We start from the raw sequence: 19,404 nt of genomic DNA, 5'->3' as shown, positions 1-19,404 counted from the left end.
CACGATACGGGAAGTCCGTTGACCTATGGCGAATAGGGCGGCGGACCGCTGGAGCCCAGGCATTACGTTCGGGCGTGGTTCCAAACCGATGCAGGCGGTCGGCGGGCTGTTCGCGATGTCGGCAGACGCCATCAAGTTCATTTTCCGCCGGCCGTTCCAGTGGCGTGAGTTCCTCGAGCAGTCATGGTTTGTCGCCCGCGTGGCGATGTTGCCCACGCTGTTGGTGGCCATCCCGTTCACCGTCTTGGTCAGCTTTACCCTCAATATCTTGTTGCGCGAGTTGGGGGCCGCGGACTTGTCCGGTGCCGGAGCCGCATTCGGCGCGGTCACCCAGGTCGGACCGCTGGTGACGGTGTTGATCGTGGCGGGTGCCGGTGCCACGGCGATGTGCGCAGACCTGGGCTCGAGAACGATTCGCGAAGAGATCGACGCGATGGAGGTGCTGGGCATCAATCCGGTGCAGCGCTTGGTGACGCCGCGCATGCTGGCCTCAGGGCTGGTGGCCCTCCTACTGAACAGTCTGGTGGTGATCATCGGGATCGTGGGTGGCTATGTCTTTTCGGTTTTCGTCCAGGATGTAAATCCCGGTGCGTTCGCCGCCGGCATCACCCTGCTGACCGGCGTACCTGAGGTCATCATCTCGTGTGTCAAGGCAGCACTTTTCGGTCTGATCGCCGGCTTGGTGGCCTGCTACCGGGGGCTGACGATATCTGGCGGTGGCGCCAAGGCGGTCGGAAACGCCGTCAACGAAACGGTGGTGTACGCGTTCATGTCGCTATTCGTCGTCAACGTGGTGGTCACTGCGATCGGCATCCGAATGTCGGCCAAGTAGTTGAGCAAACGAAGGTTCGCGGAGGAGGTGTAAACACACGTTGTGGCGCTAAGAGCCGTCTATCCGCGACTGACGCGGCAACTCCAGAAGCCGGTTGGTGCCCTGAGCCGCATCGGTGACCACACCCTGTTCTATGGCAGGGCGATTGCCGGAGCACCCTTCGCGGCCACTCACTACCGGCGGGAGATCATTCGCCTGGTAGCTGAGATCAGCATGGGTGCAGGGACTTTGGCCATGATCGGCGGCACACTCGTGATCGTCGGTTTCCTAACGCTAGCCGCCGGCGGAACGCTGGCGGTGCAGGGCTATAGCTCCCTGGGCAATATCGGCATCGAGGCGCTCACCGGGTTTCTGGCGGCCTTCATCAATGTTCGGATCGCCGCGCCCATAGTCGCCGGAATTGGTTTGGCCGCCACGTTCGGCGCCGGCGTGACCGCGCAGCTGGGTGCGATGCGGATCAACGAAGAGATCGACGCGCTGGAATCGATGGCCATCCGGCCGGTTTCGTATTTGGTCAGCACCAGGATCGTCGCCGGGATGATGGCGATCACCCCGTTGTATTCCATCGCGGTCATCCTGTCGTTTCTGGCCAGCCAGTTCACCACGGTGGTGCTGTTCGGTCAGTCGGGTGGCTTGTACCAGCATTACTTCACGACATTCCTCAACCCGATCGACCTGTTGTGGTCGTTCCTGCAGGCCGTCCTGATGGCGATCACGATCTTGCTGATCCATACGTATTTCGGCTATTTCGCCTCCGGCGGACCGGCGGGTGTAGGCGTCGCAACGGGTAACGCCGTGCGCACCTCGCTGATCGTGGTGGTATCGGTCACTCTGCTGGTTTCGCTGTCCATATACGGCTCCAACGGCAACTTCCACTTGTCGGGGTAGGGGAGGCCGCAGAAAAAGATGTCGCGCAACCTCGGGCCGAACCCGATGCACCGTTCGGAAACCACCAGCACCGCAACACCCGTCGCGGCGTCGCCGGGTCGCCACTTCGGCGTGCGTTCCTACGCCCGTCCGTTGACGGGCCTGGCGACCGTCTTGGTGGTCGTCGCCATCGTTGCCGTCTCGGTCGCCTTGTTCCGCGGTGACTTCACCGAGAGCGTGCCGGTCACCGTGGTTTCACCGCGGGCCGGATTGGTGATGAACCCGGATGCCAAGGTGAAGATGCGCGGCGTCGAAGTGGGCAAGGTTGCTGGCATTGATGTGCGGCCCAATGGCGACGCCGTTCTGCACCTCGCGATAGATCCGGTGCAGATCAAACTCATTCCGCACAATGTGCTCGTCGACATCGCGTCGACGAGTGTGTTCGGCGCCAAGTTCGTCGAACTGGTCCCGCCCGACAAGCCGTCGTCGCAGAGCCTGCAACCTCATCAGGTACTCGACGGCAAACACGTCACCGTGGAAGTCAACACGGTATTCCAACAACTCACCTCCCTGCTGTCGACAATCGATCCGGCCAAGCTCAACGAAACCCTTGGCGCCATTGCGTCGGCGGTGAACGGCCGCGGCCACCAGATCGGTCAGATGTTGTCCGATCTGGATTCGTTTCTGACCAAGCAAGATCCAAGTCTTCCCGATCTCGGTCACGACCTCTCGGTGCTGCCCGTGGTGAGCAACGCCTACGCGGACGCGGCGCAGGACCTCATTACCACGGCGGACAACGCGATCAGAATCAGCAAGTCGATCGTCGATGAGCAACGAAACCTGGACGCGTTCCTGATCAGTTCGATCGGCTTAGCCGATATGGGCAATGAAGTGGTCGGCGGCAATAGACAGGCGCTGACCGATGTCCTGGATCTGTTGGTGCCGACCAGCGATCTACTCTACGAGTACCGCCAAGCGCTGTGGTGCGGCATTTCCGGTTCCCTGGTGAATCTCCACGCGCCGCCGCTGCCCGAGCCGATGATCAAGGTATTGGTTTACCTTGGCTTCGGCGCGGAGCGCTACCGGTATCCGTCCAACTTGCCCAAGGTGGCCGCCACCGGCGGGCCACAATGCCATGACCTCCCCGTGGTGCCCTTCGACAAGGCGCCACCGTTCGTGGTGGCCGATGTCGGCGCCAACCCGATGGAATACGGCAACCCGCAACTGCTGCTCAACTCCGACGCGCTCAAGCAGTTGTTGTACGGGCCGATCGACGGGCCGCCGCGCAACTCCATGCAGATCGGACAACCCGGATGACCGGCTCGCGCGCGATGATCATCAAGTTCGGGGTGTTTGCCGCCGTGATGATCCTCTTAACGGTGTTCCTGTTCTTCATATTTGGGCAATACCGAACCGGTGCGACCAATGCGTATTCGGCCGTGTTCAACGATGTATCGCGGCTCAAGCCCGGAGAGACGGTACGGGTCGCAGGGGTTCGGGTGGGCACTGTCAACAGCGTCTCGCTGCGTGCGGACAAGAAGGTTCTGGTGCAGTTCGACACCGACCGCGGTGTCGTGCTCAGCACCGGCACGCGTGCCGTCGTTCGGTATCTCAATCTGGTCGGTGATCGCTATCTGGAGCTTGTCGACGGACCCGGATCGACCAAGGCGCTGCCGCCCGGCGGGCAGATCCCGATCGATCGGACGGCACCGGCCCTCGATCTCGATCTGCTGCTCGGCGGACTGAAACCGGTTACCCAGGGCCTTAATCCGCAAGACGTCAATGCGCTCAGCGCGGCGCTCATCGAGGTCTTCCAGGGCGAGGGTGGGACGCTGGAGTCGCTGCTGAACAAGACGTCGTCGTTTTCCAACACGTTGGCCGACAACAACGAGACCGTGCAGGCGCTGATTGACAACCTCAATGTCGTGGTGGGCGCCGTAGACAAAGACGGCGCCAAGTTCTCCGACGCCATCGACCGTCTCGAGCGGTTGGTCAGTGCCCTGTCGCAAGACCGCGACACCATTGGCGCCGCCATCACCGCCCTGGACAATGGAACCGCTTCGATCGCGGATCTACTCGGCCGCGCCCGTGCGCCGCTGGCCGGCACTGTGGATCAGTTGAATCGGTTGGCCCCGTTGCTGGACAAGGACAAGAACCTAATCGACATCTCGCTGCAGAAGTTGCCGGACAACTACCGCAAACTGACGAGGTTGGGTTCCTACGGCGCGTGGTTCCCGTACTACCTGTGCGGACTTGCGTTGCGCGTCTCCGATCTGCAGTACCGGACGGTGGAAGTTGGGGTAACCCACCAGGTCACCGGGAGGTGCGCAGAACCCGATGCTTAAGTACCGCGGAGCAGGTCTCATTCGGGCCGGATTTATCGGCGCCGTTCTGGTGGTGCTGGTGATCGCCGTCGGGCTAAATCCCGAACAGCTACTACAACGTGCCACCACCGTCCGCTATCAGGCGCTGTTTTCTGATGCCGGTGGTTTGGCCGTCGGCAACGATGTGACGGTATCGGGTATCAAGGTCGGCAGCGTGTCGGGGATGTCGTTGCAGCATGGCGACGTCCTGGTGACATTCACCGTTAGCGGGAAGGTCGAACTCGGGGCGGCCAGTACCGCGCACATCAGGACGGGCTCGCTGTTGGGCCAACGGGTGCTCACCGTGGAATCCGCGGGCGACGGTACGTTGCGTCCAAGGGCCGTCATCCCGATATCGCGAACCTCGTCGCCCTATTCGCTATCCGAAGCCGTTAGTGATGCGGCAACCGATATCGCCGGAACCAACACCGATGCACTCAACCAGTCCCTCGATACGCTCTCGGCAACGTTGAATCAGATTGCGCCGCAACTGGGTCCATCGTTCGATGGACTGACCCGACTATCGCAAGCGCTCAACAGCCGCAATCAGACGCTCGGTGAGCTACTTAAGGGCGCCGCCGATGTCACCGGCATCTTGTCGCAACGTAGCCAGCAACTTAACACGCTGATCCTCAACGCCGACGACCTTTTGTCCATGCTGGTGACGCGTCGCCAGGCCATCGTGCGGCTGCTCGCCAGCACGTCTGCGGTGGCCAGGCAGCTGTCCGGTTTGGTGCAGGACAACGAAAGCAAACTCGCGCCGACGCTGGAACGCCTCAATTCGGTGACCGCGATGCTGGAGAAGAACCGGGATAACCTCGCCGAGGCGCTTCCGGGGCTGGCGAAGTACGAGTTGACCCAAGGCGAGACCGTGTCCAGCGGCTTCTACTACAACCCGTTTATTCCAAACCTGTTCACAATTCAGTTCTTCCAGTGGTTCATCGATTATGCGTTTGGCTTCCGCGCCCACGGAGCTCCCGGTCAGCCACCCGACAACGCCGGGCCGCGGGCACTGTTCCCCTTCCCCTTCAACCAGAACCCGGGGGGGTCGCGATGATGCGGCTCGAGAGGACTCAGCGCACGGCGGTCAAGGCCGGACTGATGATGGTATTGGTCGGGCTCGTCGTTGTCGGCTCTGCAGTTGCGGTGCGTAACACCTTCTTCCGTCCCACCACGATCACCGCCTATTTCCCCACCGCCACCGCGATCTACCCCGGCGACGATGTGCGCGTCTCGGGCATGAAGGTCGGGAGCATCGCCGCGATCCGGCCGGAGGGGACCCGGGCCAAGATGGTTCTGCACGTCGACCGCGACGTGCCTGTTCCGGCGGACGCGAAAGCGGTGATCGTCGCCCAGAATTTGGTGGCGGCGCGCTATGTACAGCTCACTCCGGCGTATCGGTCGAGTGGCCCCGTGATGGCCGACGGCGCGGTCATACCGATCGAACGCACCGCGGTACCCGTCGAATGGGATGAGGTGAAAGACCAACTGATGAGGTTGGCAACGGAGCTGGGGCCCAACAGCCAGGTGTCCACGCCATCGATTTCTCGGTTTATCGACAGCGCTGCCGACGCGTTGGGTAACGGAAACGGCGTCAAGCTGCGTGAGACGCTGGCTCAACTCTCCGGAGTGGGGCGGATCCTGGCCAACGGCAGCGGCAACATCGTCGACATCGTCAAGAACCTGCAGACTTTCATCGGGGCGTTGCGGGACAGCAACGTTCAGATAGTGCAATTCAACGATCGACTGGCCACACTGACCAGTGTGCTCGACGACAACAAGTCCGATCTGGATGCGGCACTGACCGACCTGTCGAGTGCGGTCGGCGAGGTACAGCGGTTCATCGCGGGCAGTCGTGATCAGACCGCCGAGCAGATTACCCGGTTGGCCGACCTGACGCAGATCCTTGTCGACAACAAGATGGCGTTGAAAAACGTTCTGCACGTTACACCGAACGCGCTGGCGAACGCCTACAACGATTACGATCCGGATGTCGGAAATGTCCGCGGCGGCGTGGGAATCCAGAACCTCACCAACCCGGTGTGGTCGATATGCTCACAACTCGGCGCGATGGAGAACGTCACCTCGGTCGAATCGGGCAAGCTGTGCGGCCTGTACCTGAGCCCGGCGTTGAAGGTGTTCAATCCGTTGCTCTACTTCAACTTCAACTATTTCCCAATCCCGGTCAATCCGATCCTGGCTCCCGCGTTTGACCTGCAAAACGTGGTCTACACCGAGCAGCGGCTGGCGCCGGGCGGGCAGGGACCGAAGCCGATCGCGCCCGAGCTGCCGCCGGCGGTGTCGGCGTACACCGGGCTGCCGGGTGATGTACCTCCCGCGCCGCCGCCCCCGCCGCCGCCGGCGCGGATACCGGGCGCGGCGATGCCGGAGCCGCCCCCGCCGAGCACGCCGGTCGAAACCTCGCCGCCCCCGGCGAAGGTGTCGGACATGCTCCTCCCGGCGGAAGGGGCGCAGCCGTGACGGGAAGGGGCGCCGTACCAGCCATGGCCGCGATTGCCAGGGGTCTGGGCATTTGTTGCTGTGTCATGCTGGTCGCGACCGGGTGCGCGTTCAACGGGCTGAACTCACTGCCGCTTCCCGGCGCGGTGGGCCGTGGACCGGGGGCCACCATCTACCACGTTGAGGTCGCCAACGTCGGTACCCTCGAGCCGAATTCACCGGTGATGATCAACGACGTCGTTGTCGGCAGCATCCGAAAGATGACGGTGCAGCGCACGGCAAAGGGTTGGCATGCGGACGTCGAAATCTCGGTGAATCCCGATGTTGAAGTGCCGGGCAATGCGGTTGCCCGCGTCGGCCAGACCAGCCTGCTGGGATCCATGCATCTGGAACTCAATCCGCCTCCGGGCAAGCTCGCCGAAGGAAAGCTCGAACCGCGTTCCACGATCCCGCTGGACCGGTCCTCGACCTATCCGTCGACCGAGCAGACGCTGTCGTCGCTATCGGTGATCCTCAATGCCGGCGGACTGGGACAGATTGGGGACATCATCCACAACGTCACCGCCGCGCTGTCCGGGCGCGCCGGGGACATTCGTGACCTAATCGAACGTCTGGACAGATTCGTCGGCACGCTCGATGACCAGCGGGACAACCTGGTCGCATCCATACAAGCCCTGAACCGCCTTTCCGGCACCTTTGCCAGCCAACGCGACGTGATCACCCAGGCGCTGTACAAGATTCCGCCGGCGCTAGACGTGCTCCTCCGGGAGCGGCCGCGTTTCACCGCGGCGCTCAACAAACTCGGCACGTTTAGTGATACCGCCACCAGACTGGTCAACGACGCGGGATCAGATTTGGTCAAGAACCTGCAAAATCTCGGTCCAACGATTAGTGCGCTCGCCGACATCGGGCCGGATCTCGACGCCGCCATTGCCTACGCGCCGACCTTCCCGTTCACTCAGGGATTTATCGACCGCTATGTCCGAGGTGACTACGTCAACGGGTACTTCATCATCGATCTGACCAATGCCGGGCTACGTAAGAGCATCCTGCTGGGAACTCACTGGGGACGGCTAGGGGCCGAAGGCGTGCCCGCGCCGGGAGATCCGGAGTATCTGCAGTTCAAATTTGGCGCTCCGCTACCGCCCGGTCCGCCACCGGCTGGAGAGCCGGCTCCGGTGGGCCCGGCCCCAGGCCCTGCGCCCGAATCTACTGTCCCGATACCGGGCGCGACTCCGGCCACCACCGCGCTGACGGAGGGGGGCCCATAGGTGCTGACCCGTTTCGTCCGAATCCAGTTGGCGATCTTCGCGATCGTAGGAATCATCGGTGTGGCGGTGATGGTTGTGTGGTACGTCCAGGCGCCGACGCTGCTGGGCATCGGCAAGATGACGGTAACCCTGGAGCTGCCCGCCACCGGTGGTCTCTACCGCTTCAGCAACGTGACGTACCGCGGGGTGCAGATTGGCAAGGTGACCGCGATAGCATTGACTCCCCATGGAGCGAAAGCCACTCTTGCTCTTGATACTTCTCCGAAGATCCCGGCGAATCTGCGAGCCGAAGTGCGCAGCATCTCCGCGGTGGGCGAGTACTACGTGGATCTTCGGCCACGCACCGATTCGCCGCCTTACTTGCACAATGGGTCGGTAATTGCCAAGGAGCAGACCGCTATTCCACAGCCGATCGGTCCGGTGCTCGATCAGACCAGTGCCTTGCTCAGCAGCATCCCCAAGGGCAAGCTCAGCACATTGCTCGATGAGTCGTTCGACGCATTCAACGGGGCCGGTTACGATTTCGGGTCGCTGTTCGACTCCTCCGCACAATTCTCGGGCGATCTCAACGGCGTCGCCGATCGCACTCGTACCCTTACCGAGGAGACTGGACCGTTCCTGGATGCGCAAGCGCAGACCAGCGATTCGATCCGATTGTGGGCGCGCAGTCTCGCCGGAGTCAGCGGCCAGCTGGTCGACAACGACCCGCAGATACGCACCCTGCTCGAAAAGGGCCCCGGCGCCTTCAACGAGGCCTCAAAGCTGCTAGACCAGATCAGGCCGACGCTGCCGGTGCTGCTCGCCAATCTCACTACGGTGGGCCAGATTGCGGTGACCTATCACGCATCACTCGAGCAAGTGTTGGTGCTGCTGCCGCCGTTCACTGCCGCGATCCAGTCCTTCCTGGGTACCAAGAGTCCGGTTGGGTTGGCTACGGGCGCATTCAATCTCATCATCAGTGATCCACCGGCATGCACGGTCGGCTTCTTGCCACCGAGTCAGTGGCGTAACCCTGCCGACACCACCATCGTTGATACGCCGGACGGGTTATACTGCAAACTGCCGCAGGACTCCCCGATCGGAGTGCGAGGCGCCCGCAACTATCCGTGTATGGGGCAGCCCGGAAAACGGGCGCCGACCGTCGAAATCTGTGAGAGTGACCGGCCATTCGAACCTCTGGCAATGAGACAGCACATATTTGGCACCTACCCGCTGGACCCGAACCTCATCGCGCAGGGCATCCCGCCGGACGATCGGGTCAACTGGAACCGCGAGCGAATCTTCGGTCCGGTGGAGGGGACACCACTGCCCCCGGGTGTGGGTCCGCCGGCGGAAATGGCGATGCCGCCGGGACCGCTGGGCCCATCGGCGTCGGTGGGACCGATGGGCGAGGTGTCGCCCATCGCACCCATTGACGTTCCGGACGTTCCGTCCACCCCGCCTCCCGCGCCCAGCGGGGCGCCGTCGGCCGCACCAAGCGGACTCGGACGGGGCGCGTCAAGACCCGGCCCGTCAGTGGCCTTCGCTCGGTACGACCCGCACACCGGCAGCTACGTCGCCCCGGATGGCCAGGTCTACCGCCAGACGGATCTGGTCGTGCCCAAGGTGCCGAAGACATGGAAGGACATGTTCCCCACGTGAAGTCGTGGGCCCGACTGCTGAGCTAGGTGTGTGCGGTTACCCAATTTTGTCCAGCCGGAATGGCTGTTCGATGTACAGCGGGGCGTTGTTGCCGCAGGCGCCGCTTGGTCCGGTCGTCTTTTCCCGGCCAGCCAGAACGGGCGAACCAAGTTGGGTCTCACCGGTTTCCGGATTTGCTGGATAGAAGTAGATGACGTCGTGGCCGGTGAATGTTGTTCCGTCGGGGCAGGTTTCCCAGTTCGGTAGGTCGCGTTTGACGGTCCACAGTTGCCCGTCATGCATGGTCAACGGTGCGGTCCAGCCTTGGTCACTGGCTACCTGGCCGCTGCAATCCTGGGCGGTGCTGCACGAGGAGGTGATAGTCCAAATGCTACGTACCACCGGCTCGTCGTGATAGACCGTGTTGGTTCGTGCCCAGTCGCCGATCACCGTGGCGGTGTAGGTGCCGTTGATGGCCGGATTGTAGGCCCACGCCGGCGACGCCATGCTCACGCTGCCGGCCATCAGTATTGCGCCAACCACCATGCTAGTTGAACGCATCATTTGCTCCTGGACGCGCCATATTTGGCCACTTTTGGTGAGATCCAAAGACTAACACCGTCTCCGCGTACGGTGGTATGGGTCTGAGCCGGAACTTGGCATTCACATCGGATCGAATCTCTCGATAAGCCACGAATTATTGACCTTCAGCAGCGTCACCCGAACACTGCTTGATGTCACAATTGGTTCCGGCTTTGCCCTACTGGCGGTCTGTTGTTTGACGAATACCAGCACCACCGCTAAATGCGGTTGCAGCTCGGACACGGCCGCCTTGATCACGGTCGCGGTCGTCGTGACTCCGCCACGCTGTGCCGCCGGGCCCACGACCTGGTCCGCGAACTGCCGGTAGTAGGCCAGATAGTTGTCGGTGAGTCGCGCCTTGGCGTTGGTGAAATCGCGGTCAAGAGTGTCCGGCGAGTAGGACAGCAGTGCCGCGGCGCCGTCGCTGGCCGCCGTGATTGCCTGTTGTGCCGCAGCATCATCGGTTTGCAGATCTGTTCGGTAGGCAAAATGGAAATACCCCGCTCCAAACGCGAGCGTGGCAACAAGCAGCGTCGTCAACACGATTGCGCGCCACCTGGCCAGGCAGCGACGCATTATCCCTTTCAGACGGCCGGTTGGGCGCCCAGGTGTCGCAGTCGTGGTTGTGTCATCGTCGACCGTCACGGGACGAACTCGACTTTCGAAATCTTAAGCTGTGCGCCGTCCCTTTCGACGTTAACGACTATGCGCCAAGAGCGCGATTCCGGCTTTGCCTGATCAGGCTTGATGATTTCAGATTTCGCCGCCACCAGGACAACTGCCGAATCCGTGGTCATGGACTCTACGGCGATGGCTTGAACGGCGCCCTTGATACGGACCTGCGATTGTTCGACCGCCTTGACGAAGTCTTCGGCGCTCATCAATATGCCGGCCTTGAATAGCCCGGTGGTGTTGTCGACGAAGCGCTGTACGTCGTCTCGGGCCGTGGTCGCATCGATCGACATCATCGTCACAACGGCATTGCGGGCCGCTGCGGAGAACTCCGTCGCCCGCTGACGTTGCTGCCCGACGCTGCGGTGCTGCCACAGCAAAAACCCGCTTGCGGCCAGCGAGGCGCAGATTACGACGGCCGCGGCCCCGGCGGCCAGGACTTTTCGGGCCGGACGACGGGACCGTCGGCCCGGCGCCAGCGCCGTCGCGTCCTGCTCGGCGAGCGTGGCGCTGGCGTCGCGCTCACTGGATGCCGCCTCGGCCAGTTGGCGCAACCGGAGCGCGCGGGCACGGGCCGCCTCGGCGCGGGCTTGCGCTTGCGTGAGCTGGTCTGCTGCGGCGGATTCGGCCGCGGTCCCTGCCTCCGAATCGTCGGCGTCGAGCGTCTCAACTGGAAGCTCGCGCGGCGGCAATGGAATCACCTCCTGGTCCGCACCTGTAGGAGAGCCACATTATCACTGGCAAAGCGGGCACCAGAGCCGTCGCGGATTGCTCTGTGTCTGCGCGCTCTCTGAAAAGCAGAATTTCCTTCCCAATTTCTTTCCCCCCTGTGGCAAAGTTACTTTGTGCGATTCATCGTGGCATCGGTCGCAGCGCTGGGCATTGCCGTGGGGGCCGGTATGTCGGCGCCGCCGGCTGCTGCCGGACCGAGCACGTGTGACTATCCGGACTGCACGCCGGGTATCAGGCCGCATGTCGTGCTCGGTGCGCCCTGCGACAGCACCACCTACTACGTGTTTGGCACGGCTGACTATCACGTGTCCTTCGCCACTGAGCCGGGACGGCTGATGTTCTGTGGCTCACCGAGGCGGTATGAACCCCGCTGGTTCCGGTCGCCTCCGATGGCGGGCGTCAAGGACGAGAACGCGCCGTGCAGTGACTACCCGGAGTATTACGTGGCGCAGGCGCCGGATGGCCTATTCCTGGTCTGCGTCGCGCACGACGGTAGACAGGTCTGGGAGCGCGGCGACACCTAACCTTGTTCACGGCAACGTGTTCGGGATCTCGGGCCAGTCTTGGAAGGGGCTAGGTCCGAAGTAGTCACGGTTGTGAATAGTGCCGTCCATGTCGCGATGGTGTGCGTCATGGCAGGTGGTGGGATCCCACTGGGGTCCCCATGCGGGATCGAAGGGCTGGCCCGGACACCAGTGGTACCCCACGAACGGCCAGGGTGGGTCGTCGGCGTGCGCGGTGGACGCGGTACCCACACTCGCGAGGCCACATCCGGTGACGGCCATGGTTACTGCGGCAACCAAGCGAGCGGCTCTGCTCATGGTGGAAACGGTACCCGAACGCTGTTGCGGAGTGTTGTCTTTGGGCGATGCGGGGTGGCCACACGATCTGAATTCACTTGTGTCGCTGCGCGTTAAGCACTCTGCTTAAGACGCTCACCGCCGCCCCTGCGGCGTAGAACGTTCAGACGTCTAGCCGTCGCGCGCGTCCATGAGCCGGCCGGTAATGCGTAGCAGCTGCGCGCGCAGAGTTTTATCGTCGACGTCGGCGACCAGCGGGTGCAATACGCCGACGGCGATGGCACCGGACAGCATTGCGGCCAGCACCCGCGTGTCGTCGCCGGCATCGCCGACCAGCACGCCGTAGAGACGCTGGATGAATTGCTGAAACGGTTGGTGCTCGGCAAGCAATCGGACGATGACGGGATCGAACTGCAAAGTGCTGGCCGCTCCGCGCCGCTCGATGGCAAGCTCGATCACCCGGTCAAGCAGCAACTCCCGTGCCCGGGACGGATGATCCTGGGCCTCGGCCGCTTCCAAGGCCGCCTCAAGTCCTCCGAGTTCGCGTTCGGTGAGCGCGACAACGATCTGTTCTTTGGTCTTGAACTGGTGGTAGACCGCCGCTTTCGTGACTCCCACGGTATCGGCGATCATCTGCAGCGAGGTTCCGCCGACCCCGTGTTCGGCGATCAACTGCAGAGCGGCATCCAAGATGCGTGTTTGCGCGGCGCTGCGCTCGATGAAACGGAACCGGCTTGGGGACTGCGTCGACGCCACATCGAGAGCCTAGCCGATCGGCTATTGACCTCGGCTAGCCGATCGGCTAGTTTCGCTGACGAGCCGGCCGGAAGGAGTTCACCGATGTCCGACCTTGGCGGCAGCCCGGCGACCGGTGCGCGGCGGGCGGGAATCGCGCGGCGACGAACCGATGGCGAGCTGATCCTGTTGTGGACATTGCCGGTGGTGGTGATGATCTGGATCTCCGCTTTTGTGCTGTTTCCCGGCTTTACCCCGCCTATGTCGCCCGCTATGTCGGCCGAGCGAGTGGCCGAGTTCTACCGAGAGAACCAGTCCAGCATTCGGTACAGCATGATTCTGTTCAACTGGTTCTGCGTGGGGCTGGTCCCAATTCTGATCCTGCTCGTGATGCAAATCCGCCGGATGGCTCATCGAACGCCGATCTTTGGCTACTGCATGCTCGGCTGCGTGGCCGGCGGTCCCACCCTATTTCTCATCGCCAATGTCTGCTGGCTGCTCGCCGCCTTCCGCCCAGAGCGAAATGCCGAATTAACGTTGCTGCTCAACGATCTCGCGTGGATCACGTTCACCACCGTGGTTCCCTTTCTCATCGCCCAGAGCGTGATTTTGGCCCTGGCCATCTATTGTGATGATCCGGTGCATCCGGTCTTCAACAGCTGGGTTGCCCATTTCAACCTGGTTGTCGCGGCCGCGCTGACGCCCGCGGCATTCGTCGGGCTGGCATCAAGCGGCCCGGTGGCCTGGGATGGGTTAATGTCGTTCTGGCTGAAGAACATCACCATCGCGGTGTGGATCGTCGTCATGACTGTCGTTGTTGGACAAGCTATTTATCGGGAGCGCGGCGAGGACTCCGGGTGAAGCCAACGGCTACCCCATCAACATCGCCGGCGAATGTGCCCACCGGCTCGCTGCGCCGACGGATGGTTTGGCACTGCCGGCGCAACCCGAAGCGCGAACTCTGGTTGGCCTGGGGGACGCTCGTTGCGTTTTACAACCTGTTCGTCCTGGTGTTTTTTGTGCTGACCCGTACCCAGCCCCCTCCCAGCCCCGAGTGGGATGCGCCGAAGATCGTGCAGTGGTTCAACGACAATCACTTTGGGATCCTCGTCGGCTTCGCCGTCATGTTCGTCATCGCCGGCATGACCACGATGAGCAACGCGCTCATCGCGTATTCGATGCGCCGCATGTCGATCAGTCGCGCAATCGCGTACTCGTACCTCATCCTGTATTCACTTAGCGCTATCCCGGGCATGCTGCTGATGTGCATCGCGCTGACGGTCGGGGCAATGCGTCCGGACCGTGATCCCGAGGTGATCCACTGGATCTACGACTTCGCCTTCTTGTCGTTTGTGGGGACCATGGGTGTGTTCCTGATCGGATCGCTGGTGTGGATGCTGGCGATTCTCATTGACCAGAACGAGGTGTTCCCCAAGTGGTTTGGCTACCTCAACCTGTGCAACGCATTGACGGAGATCGTCGTGTCACCCGCATGGATCTTCCGGCGGGGGGTCTTCGCCTGGAACGGTCAAATCGCGTGGTGGCTGGACATGGTTGTCTTCGGGATCTACACGGCGGTGTTCATCGTCCTGCTGCGCCAAATGATCCAGCGTGAAGACTTCGGCACCGGGCCGCTACCGCGGCCTGCAACCCACCGGGAGGCGGTGCGGTGACCGGGGCCGCCCGTGAGCGCAGGGCCGCCGGGTTGGTACCCGGCCAACCCGACATGTGGGTCTTCGTGCTGTTCGAAACACTGGTGTTCACTGGATATTTTGGCTTCTACCTGTTCTATCGGACCCAGAGCCCGGAGCTCTTCCTGCGCTCTCAGGTGGAATTGGACCTGCGTATCGGAGTCGCCAACACCCTCCTTTTGCTGCTCAGTTCGTGGTCGGTGGCGCGATGCGTTCAGTCGGCCCGCGCCGGTGCGTACCGCCCGGCGCTCAAAGACGCGCTGCTTACCGCGCTCTTGGGCCTGATGTTCCTGGGCTCGAAGATGGTGGAGTGGGTCCGGCAGATCCAGCGGGGCAACAGCCTCTCCGGCGATGACTTCTTCACCTACTACTTCTTCCTCACCGGAATCCACTTCGTGCACTTGCTGATTGGCTTCGTAGTACTCGGTGTCCTGGTCTATCAGCTCGCACGCCCGGCGCTCAGATCCCAGGAGCTTGTCGAAACCTGCGCTACCTACTGGCACACCGTCGACTACCTTTGGGTGCTCATCTTCGCGCTGCTCTATGTGGTGAGGTGATCAATGATCAAGTTCAATGTGAGGCTCCTGGTCGTCTGGCTGGTGTTGGCCTCGTGCACGCTGGCCTATCTCTGGGTAGATCACCCCAGCGGGGATGAGATTGGCTCGCCTCGGTCGAGTACCGCTGTCACCTCGGCGGTGATCGTGATCGCAGCCATCAAGGTGCGCATTATCTTTCGCGAGTTCATGGAAGTCCGGCAGGCTCCTGCCCTACTGCGACGGCTGACGGATACCTGGGTGGTGCTCATCGTGGTGAGCCTGTTCGGCTGCTACTTCACCGGACTGATGATGCGCTAGCGGCTCACCTCCGACACGGCTACCCGGTAGGTGTGAACGTGATGTGCAGGTCGGTCAGTCCGAGCAGAATGTACGTCGGCTCGTAGGTGTAGCAGCGGTCGTCGGCCGGTCCGTGTCGGTGCTCATTGATCGCGATGTCGAGCATCCGGTCCAGAATTCGCTGCAGTGACACCCGACCCTCTACCCGGGCCAGCGGACCGCCTGGACAGGAGTGCACTCCGCGGGCGAAAGCCATGTGCTCGCGCACATTTGGTCGGTCGAGGCGAAACTCGTGAGGGTTTTCGAAGCGGCGTGGATCGCGGTTGGCGGCGCCGGGCAACACCATCACGACGGTTCCGGCCGGTATCTTGAGACCGCCCACCGTGGTCCGCTTGCGGGTCAGCCGAGAGTCGCTCTTGACCGGACTGTCCATCCGCAGTGATTCCTCGATAAAGTTCGGTATGAGGCTGCGGTTTTCGCGCAGCTTTTGCTGGATATCGGGGCGGTCGCCAAGCACCCGCATGGCGGCGGTCAGCAGCTTGGCGGTGGTTTCCTGACCGGCGGCGAACAAGAAGGTGGCCGAGCGGACGACCTCGATGACCTCCGGCGTCGAGCCGTCCGGGTATTTCGCTGTGGCCAGTGCTGTCAAGACGTCGTTGCGCGGCCGACGTCGTCGGTCCTCGATGTAGGCACTGAACTTGTCATCGAGCCACTGCAGTGGGTTGACCCCCACCGATTCATGGTTCAGCGCACCAACCCGACCCATGCGGTCGGCTCCGAGCACAACGCGAAAGTCCTTGCGGTCGTCCTCGGGGACGCCGAGGAGGTCGGCGATTACCAGGGTCGCGAAGGGCTTGGCGTATTCGCTGATGAACTCGCATTCGCCGGCGCTGAGAAATTCGTCGAGCTGGCGGTCGGCCAGCCGCCACATGAACTCCTCGTTCTGTTTGAGCCGGCTGGGTGTCAGCAGCCGGCTCAAGATCGATCGCGCGCGACTGTGCTCGGGTGGGTCCATGGTGACCATGTGCTCGTACATCGGAAATTGTTCGCGATGCGCGTCGATCTGGGCGTTGACGTCGTCACTGTCGGGAGCGAAGGGCAGGGGAGGGAAGGGGCCACCGAGCGCGACACAGTTTGAAAAGGAATCGGTGTCTTTGTATACCGCTGTCGCCTCCTCGTAGCCCGTGACCGCGACCACGCCGTGATGCGGTAGCCGCAGCACCGGACTCTGGCTACGCAGGTAATCGAAATAGGGATGCGGATCCGGGATCAGCGATGGGTCGGTGAAGAAGTCGATCGATTCGTAGGTGCTCATCTGGTGCATGCCTCCCGTTGCCGGACCTGTGCCGACCTGGCCGAATGGTGCATCGGCGGCGAGAGCTGGCGCCGCCGGCCAAGTCCGATGTCCGCCGTGCTGAGCACCTGCTTAGCACGGTACTCATGTCATGGTCAACATCCCGCGCGGCGATACGATCGTGGCGACCCGTGCGGATGCGTGGAGAGTCTGGAGTAGCGGTATGACATCGGCTCGTCGGATAGGGGCGCCAGACGCGAAGAATCGCGGTTTGCTGCTCGATACGGCCGAGCAACTGATGATCGAAGAGGGCTACGCGGCAGTGACGTCGCGTCGTCTCGCGAGCAAGGCGGGACTCAAACCGCAGCTGGTGCATTACTACTTCCGCAACATGGAGGAGCTGTTCCTGGAGCTTTTCCGCCGCCGCGCCGAAGAAGGTCTGCAAGCGCAGGCGCAGGCGTTGCAATCGGCTCAGCCGTTGTGGGCGCTGTGGAAATTCGGCAGCGATCCGGCGTTCGCCCGAATTTCCATGGAATTTATGGCCCTGGCCAACCACCGCAAGGCGTTGCGGGCCGAAATCGCCCACTACGCGGAGCGTTTCCGTGATGAACAGCGACGGGCCATCACAATCGCGCTGCAGCGCTACGGCGCGGACAGCCATGATGTGCCGCCGGTGGTGTGGACCGTGCTCATGACCAGTTTGTCGCGTTTTCTGGTGTTGGAAAAGGCACTCGGAATGTCCGGCGGTCACGCCGAGACCACCGAGTTGGTGGAGGGGTACCTGCGCCGCCTGGAAGGCGAGCCGTAGGTTCACCAGGTTCGCAGCGAGCAGAGCACGCCCCGAGGCCCGTCCTTGGAGACTTTGACCACCCCGTCCACGGCGAGTTCGCAGTGAAACTGCGGGGTGCCCGGTTGCCTGCCGGTGGTGGCGGTGACCACCGCCCATTGACCGGGGTTGGCCAGCATGACCTGCATCGTCCACGGCTTACCCGGGGCAATATCGGCCTGGATATTGGGAGTAAACGAATAGTTGTTATGGCTGTAGTCGGAGAAGACGGCGGGATCCTGGTCCCCATAATAGATGTCGGCGTAGATGGGACTTTTCGTCGAGACGGTATAGGTGACCTGATGCATGGGCGGATCGTCCGCGCTTGCGCGTGGCACCTGTACTAACGCGCCAGATAGGGCCGCGACAGCTGCCAGCATCGCTGAGCTGACACCAAGCCGGCTGTCGGTAGTGCTTCTCATGTCGCTCCTCCGGCTGCCGGGCGCGGCCTGGGGGTGCGGCTTATTACCCGCTCTGCGGCCTGCCAGTGTGCATCCGCAACCCACAGCCGTGCAAATGATGCTATCGCTTCATCGGGTGACACTCCGCTGATTACTCGCTTTATCTCGGTTGCCGGACGGCGAGCCAGCAATCTGGCGATCGATCGCCAGCCGGCATCTGGCGAGTCGAAGGAAGAGCGGGGTAACACTAGATCCACCAAGCCAATTCGCTCCGCCTCGGCGGCGTCGAGCGCGATGCCGGTGCCCGCCAACAGCAGTGCCTTGCTCTTTCCGACCAGGGTGGCCAACCGCTCGGCGCCGCCCCAGGCCGGCATGATCTCCAGCTGGACCTGATTGAAGGCGATCTTGATGTCGTCGGCGGCCACCCGGATGTCGGCGGTGACGGCCACCTCGGCGCCGCCGCCGAAGGCGTGGCCGTTGAGCACGGCGATCACAGGGGCCGGAAAGGCGGCCAGTTGATCGCAGATGGACCGCATGCGTTTGGCCATCGCCGAGGCATCCTCGTGTGTTCGCAACGCGCTCAGTTCCCTGAGGTCGCCCCCGGACACGAAGGCCCGATCGCCGGCGCCCCTGATCACCAGGGCCTGCGCGCCCACCGCCGCATCGAGCGCGCTCTGCAGCTGATCCATGGTGTCTAGCGCAATGGCATTGCGCGCGTGCGGGCGATCGATGGTCAATACTGCCAGCGCCCTATCGATCTCGTCGTACTCCAATTCCACCATGTGGTCAATGCTCCTGGACGAGTCCAGCGCGAGTCTGGTCAGGGCTATCCGATATTGGCATTCTCTTTGAGGGAGAATAACATCATCGCTGCAGGTCCAGAAGTTGCCGTTGGGCGGAAGCAAGGTGGTCACGTGCGGAACCAAATCGCGGCGATGGCGGTGGCGGGGCTGGCGGCGGCCGGTCTGACAGCGTGCGGTACACCCTCGGATTCGCAACTGGCCAGCACCGCATCGATGACCGTCAACGGCAACGACGTGCGCCCGCAGGTGGTGCGGTGCGACCAGATCGAGTGGTACCGAACGATCCAGATCGGCGACGAAGCCTCCGGGGCCAGGATCCTCATCGATCAAGGGGTCCGGCCAATGGTTACGAAGTCCGTTCGCATCACCAACCTGGGCGGCTTCACCGGACTGTACTCACAAACCGATGGCGGCGACGCGAACACCAGCTTTAGTGGTGACAAGGTCACCATCAGCGGGACCGCCAACGGGTTCAACACCGACAAACCCTCCGAACCGACAACCGCCTCGTTCAAGATCAGCGCAAACTGCTGATCGCGCATCTGGCGTGCACTGCCTACCGGGGCCCGTTGCGGCCGTCGCCCGCTGAGAATAGTATTCTCCTAAATCGCGAAGGAGGATT

General features: G+C 62.5%; 23 protein-coding genes. 15 read left to right on the top strand and 8 right to left on the bottom strand.

The window, feature by feature from the left end; translation table 11 throughout:
• Nucleotides 1–25: 25 nt before the first annotated feature.
• The 8 genes from MB901379_RS19915 to MB901379_RS19880 are packed head-to-tail and all read left to right on the top strand — an operon-like array spanning nucleotide 26 to nucleotide 9,434.
• Nucleotides 26–832 (top strand): MlaE family ABC transporter permease, encoded by an 807-nt coding sequence (locus tag MB901379_RS19915; RefSeq protein WP_158018177.1) that lies wholly within the window; start codon nucleotides 26–28, stop codon nucleotides 830–832.
• A 42-nt stretch (nucleotides 833–874) separates the two neighbouring features.
• The gene (locus MB901379_RS19910; RefSeq protein ID WP_158018176.1) at nucleotides 875–1,720 is read left to right on the top strand and encodes an MlaE family ABC transporter permease; all 846 of its coding nucleotides are present in this window, start codon (nucleotides 875–877) and stop codon (nucleotides 1,718–1,720) included.
• Between the two features lie 18 nt (nucleotides 1,721–1,738).
• Nucleotides 1,739–3,016 (top strand): MCE family protein, encoded by a 1,278-nt coding sequence (locus MB901379_RS19905; RefSeq protein ID WP_158018175.1) that lies wholly within the window; start codon nucleotides 1,739–1,741, stop codon nucleotides 3,014–3,016.
• Complete coding sequence (locus tag MB901379_RS19900; RefSeq protein WP_158018174.1) at nucleotides 3,013–4,044, top strand: MCE family protein; 1,032 nt, start codon at nucleotides 3,013–3,015, stop codon at nucleotides 4,042–4,044. Before MB901379_RS19905 ends, MB901379_RS19900 begins: the two co-directional genes overlap by 4 nt.
• Complete coding sequence (locus MB901379_RS19895; protein ID WP_158018173.1) at nucleotides 4,037–5,119, top strand: MCE family protein; 1,083 nt, start codon at nucleotides 4,037–4,039, stop codon at nucleotides 5,117–5,119. Before MB901379_RS19900 ends, MB901379_RS19895 begins: the two co-directional genes overlap by 8 nt.
• Nucleotides 5,116–6,543 carry an MCE family protein gene (locus MB901379_RS19890; protein ID WP_158018172.1) on the top strand — a complete coding sequence of 476 codons (1,428 nt, stop codon included), beginning with the start codon at nucleotides 5,116–5,118 and terminating at the stop codon, nucleotides 6,541–6,543. The genes MB901379_RS19895 and MB901379_RS19890 overlap by 4 nt, the downstream gene beginning before the upstream one ends.
• A gap of 23 nt (nucleotides 6,544–6,566) precedes the next feature.
• Nucleotides 6,567–7,793, top strand: a complete 1,227-nt coding sequence (locus MB901379_RS19885) for an MCE family protein (RefSeq protein WP_158019331.1) — start codon at nucleotides 6,567–6,569, stop codon at nucleotides 7,791–7,793.
• Nucleotides 7,794–9,434, top strand: coding sequence for an MCE family protein (locus MB901379_RS19880; RefSeq protein ID WP_158018171.1), 1,641 nt, complete (start codon nucleotides 7,794–7,796; stop codon nucleotides 9,432–9,434).
• Nucleotides 9,435–9,470: 36 nt separating this feature from the next.
• Here MB901379_RS19880 and MB901379_RS19875 read toward each other — a convergent pair whose 3' ends face one another.
• From MB901379_RS19875 to MB901379_RS19865, 3 genes are all read right to left on the bottom strand, one after another.
• Nucleotides 9,471–9,974 (bottom strand): Rv2253/PknI dimerization domain-containing protein, encoded by a 504-nt coding sequence (locus MB901379_RS19875; RefSeq protein ID WP_158019330.1) that lies wholly within the window; start codon nucleotides 9,972–9,974, stop codon nucleotides 9,471–9,473.
• Nucleotides 9,975–10,076: 102 nt separating this feature from the next.
• Nucleotides 10,077–10,571: a twin-arginine translocation pathway signal gene (locus MB901379_RS19870; protein WP_158018170.1), complete on the bottom strand. Its 495-nt coding sequence runs from the start codon at nucleotides 10,569–10,571 to the stop codon at nucleotides 10,077–10,079.
• Between the two features lie 65 nt (nucleotides 10,572–10,636).
• Nucleotides 10,637–11,368: a hypothetical protein gene (locus tag MB901379_RS19865; protein WP_232021912.1), complete on the bottom strand. Its 732-nt coding sequence runs from the start codon at nucleotides 11,366–11,368 to the stop codon at nucleotides 10,637–10,639.
• A 156-nt stretch (nucleotides 11,369–11,524) separates the two neighbouring features.
• Between MB901379_RS19865 and MB901379_RS19860 the strand changes: the two genes are divergently transcribed.
• On the top strand, nucleotides 11,525–11,923 hold the full coding sequence (locus MB901379_RS19860) for a hypothetical protein (RefSeq protein ID WP_158019329.1): 399 nt from the start codon (nucleotides 11,525–11,527) through the stop codon (nucleotides 11,921–11,923).
• A 6-nt stretch (nucleotides 11,924–11,929) separates the two neighbouring features.
• On the opposite strand, the gene MB901379_RS19855 is transcribed toward MB901379_RS19860, so the two are convergent.
• Together MB901379_RS19855 and MB901379_RS19850 are read right to left on the bottom strand one after the other, a co-directional pair.
• Nucleotides 11,930–12,220, bottom strand: a complete 291-nt coding sequence (locus MB901379_RS19855) for a hypothetical protein (protein ID WP_158018168.1) — start codon at nucleotides 12,218–12,220, stop codon at nucleotides 11,930–11,932.
• 150 nt (nucleotides 12,221–12,370) lie between these two features.
• Nucleotides 12,371–12,955, bottom strand: coding sequence for a TetR/AcrR family transcriptional regulator (locus MB901379_RS19850; RefSeq protein WP_158018167.1), 585 nt, complete (start codon nucleotides 12,953–12,955; stop codon nucleotides 12,371–12,373).
• A gap of 84 nt (nucleotides 12,956–13,039) precedes the next feature.
• Between MB901379_RS19850 and MB901379_RS19845 the strand changes: the two genes are divergently transcribed.
• Genes MB901379_RS19845 through MB901379_RS19830 form a run of 4 tightly spaced genes read left to right on the top strand, consistent with a single transcriptional unit; the run spans nucleotide 13,040 to nucleotide 15,479 of the window.
• Entirely contained in the window at nucleotides 13,040–13,795 is a 756-nt protein-coding gene (locus MB901379_RS19845; protein ID WP_158018166.1) for a hypothetical protein, read from the top strand.
• Nucleotides 13,792–14,607: a hypothetical protein gene (locus tag MB901379_RS19840; protein WP_158018165.1), complete on the top strand. Its 816-nt coding sequence runs from the start codon at nucleotides 13,792–13,794 to the stop codon at nucleotides 14,605–14,607. Before MB901379_RS19845 ends, MB901379_RS19840 begins: the two co-directional genes overlap by 4 nt.
• A complete protein-coding gene (locus MB901379_RS19835) occupies nucleotides 14,604–15,182 on the top strand; it encodes a cytochrome c oxidase subunit 3 (protein ID WP_408632306.1) in 579 nt (192 codons plus the stop codon). Before MB901379_RS19840 ends, MB901379_RS19835 begins: the two co-directional genes overlap by 4 nt.
• 3 nt (nucleotides 15,183–15,185) lie before the next feature.
• Entirely contained in the window at nucleotides 15,186–15,479 is a 294-nt protein-coding gene (locus MB901379_RS19830) for a cytochrome C oxidase subunit IV family protein (RefSeq protein WP_158018164.1), read from the top strand.
• A 19-nt stretch (nucleotides 15,480–15,498) separates the two neighbouring features.
• On the opposite strand, the gene MB901379_RS19825 is transcribed toward MB901379_RS19830, so the two are convergent.
• Nucleotides 15,499–16,773, bottom strand: coding sequence for a cytochrome P450 (locus MB901379_RS19825; protein ID WP_158018163.1), 1,275 nt, complete (start codon nucleotides 16,771–16,773; stop codon nucleotides 15,499–15,501).
• Nucleotides 16,774–16,975: 202 nt separating this feature from the next.
• Here MB901379_RS19825 and MB901379_RS19820 point away from each other — a divergent pair, with 202 nt between their 5' ends.
• The gene (locus MB901379_RS19820; protein WP_158019327.1) at nucleotides 16,976–17,560 is read left to right on the top strand and encodes a TetR/AcrR family transcriptional regulator; all 585 of its coding nucleotides are present in this window, start codon (nucleotides 16,976–16,978) and stop codon (nucleotides 17,558–17,560) included.
• A gap of 2 nt (nucleotides 17,561–17,562) precedes the next feature.
• Here the strand turns inward: MB901379_RS19820 and MB901379_RS19815 are convergent, their stop codons facing one another.
• Nucleotides 17,563–17,958: a hypothetical protein gene (locus MB901379_RS19815; RefSeq protein WP_174237118.1), complete on the bottom strand. Its 396-nt coding sequence runs from the start codon at nucleotides 17,956–17,958 to the stop codon at nucleotides 17,563–17,565.
• Nucleotides 17,959–17,996: 38 nt separating this feature from the next.
• Entirely contained in the window at nucleotides 17,997–18,761 is a 765-nt protein-coding gene (locus MB901379_RS19810; RefSeq protein WP_158018161.1) for an enoyl-CoA hydratase/isomerase family protein, read from the bottom strand.
• A gap of 132 nt (nucleotides 18,762–18,893) precedes the next feature.
• Between MB901379_RS19810 and MB901379_RS19805 the strand changes: the two genes are divergently transcribed.
• Nucleotides 18,894–19,316, top strand: a complete 423-nt coding sequence (locus MB901379_RS19805; RefSeq protein WP_232021911.1) for a lipoprotein LpqH — start codon at nucleotides 18,894–18,896, stop codon at nucleotides 19,314–19,316.
• Nucleotides 19,317–19,404 lie beyond the last annotated feature (88 nt).

This window comes from Mycobacterium basiliense (genome assembly GCF_900292015.1).
GTDB lineage: Bacteria > Actinomycetota > Actinomycetes > Mycobacteriales > Mycobacteriaceae > Mycobacterium > Mycobacterium basiliense.
The sequence above is the reverse complement of the archived record's forward strand: the minus strand, read 5'-3'. Positions and strand labels throughout refer to the sequence as shown.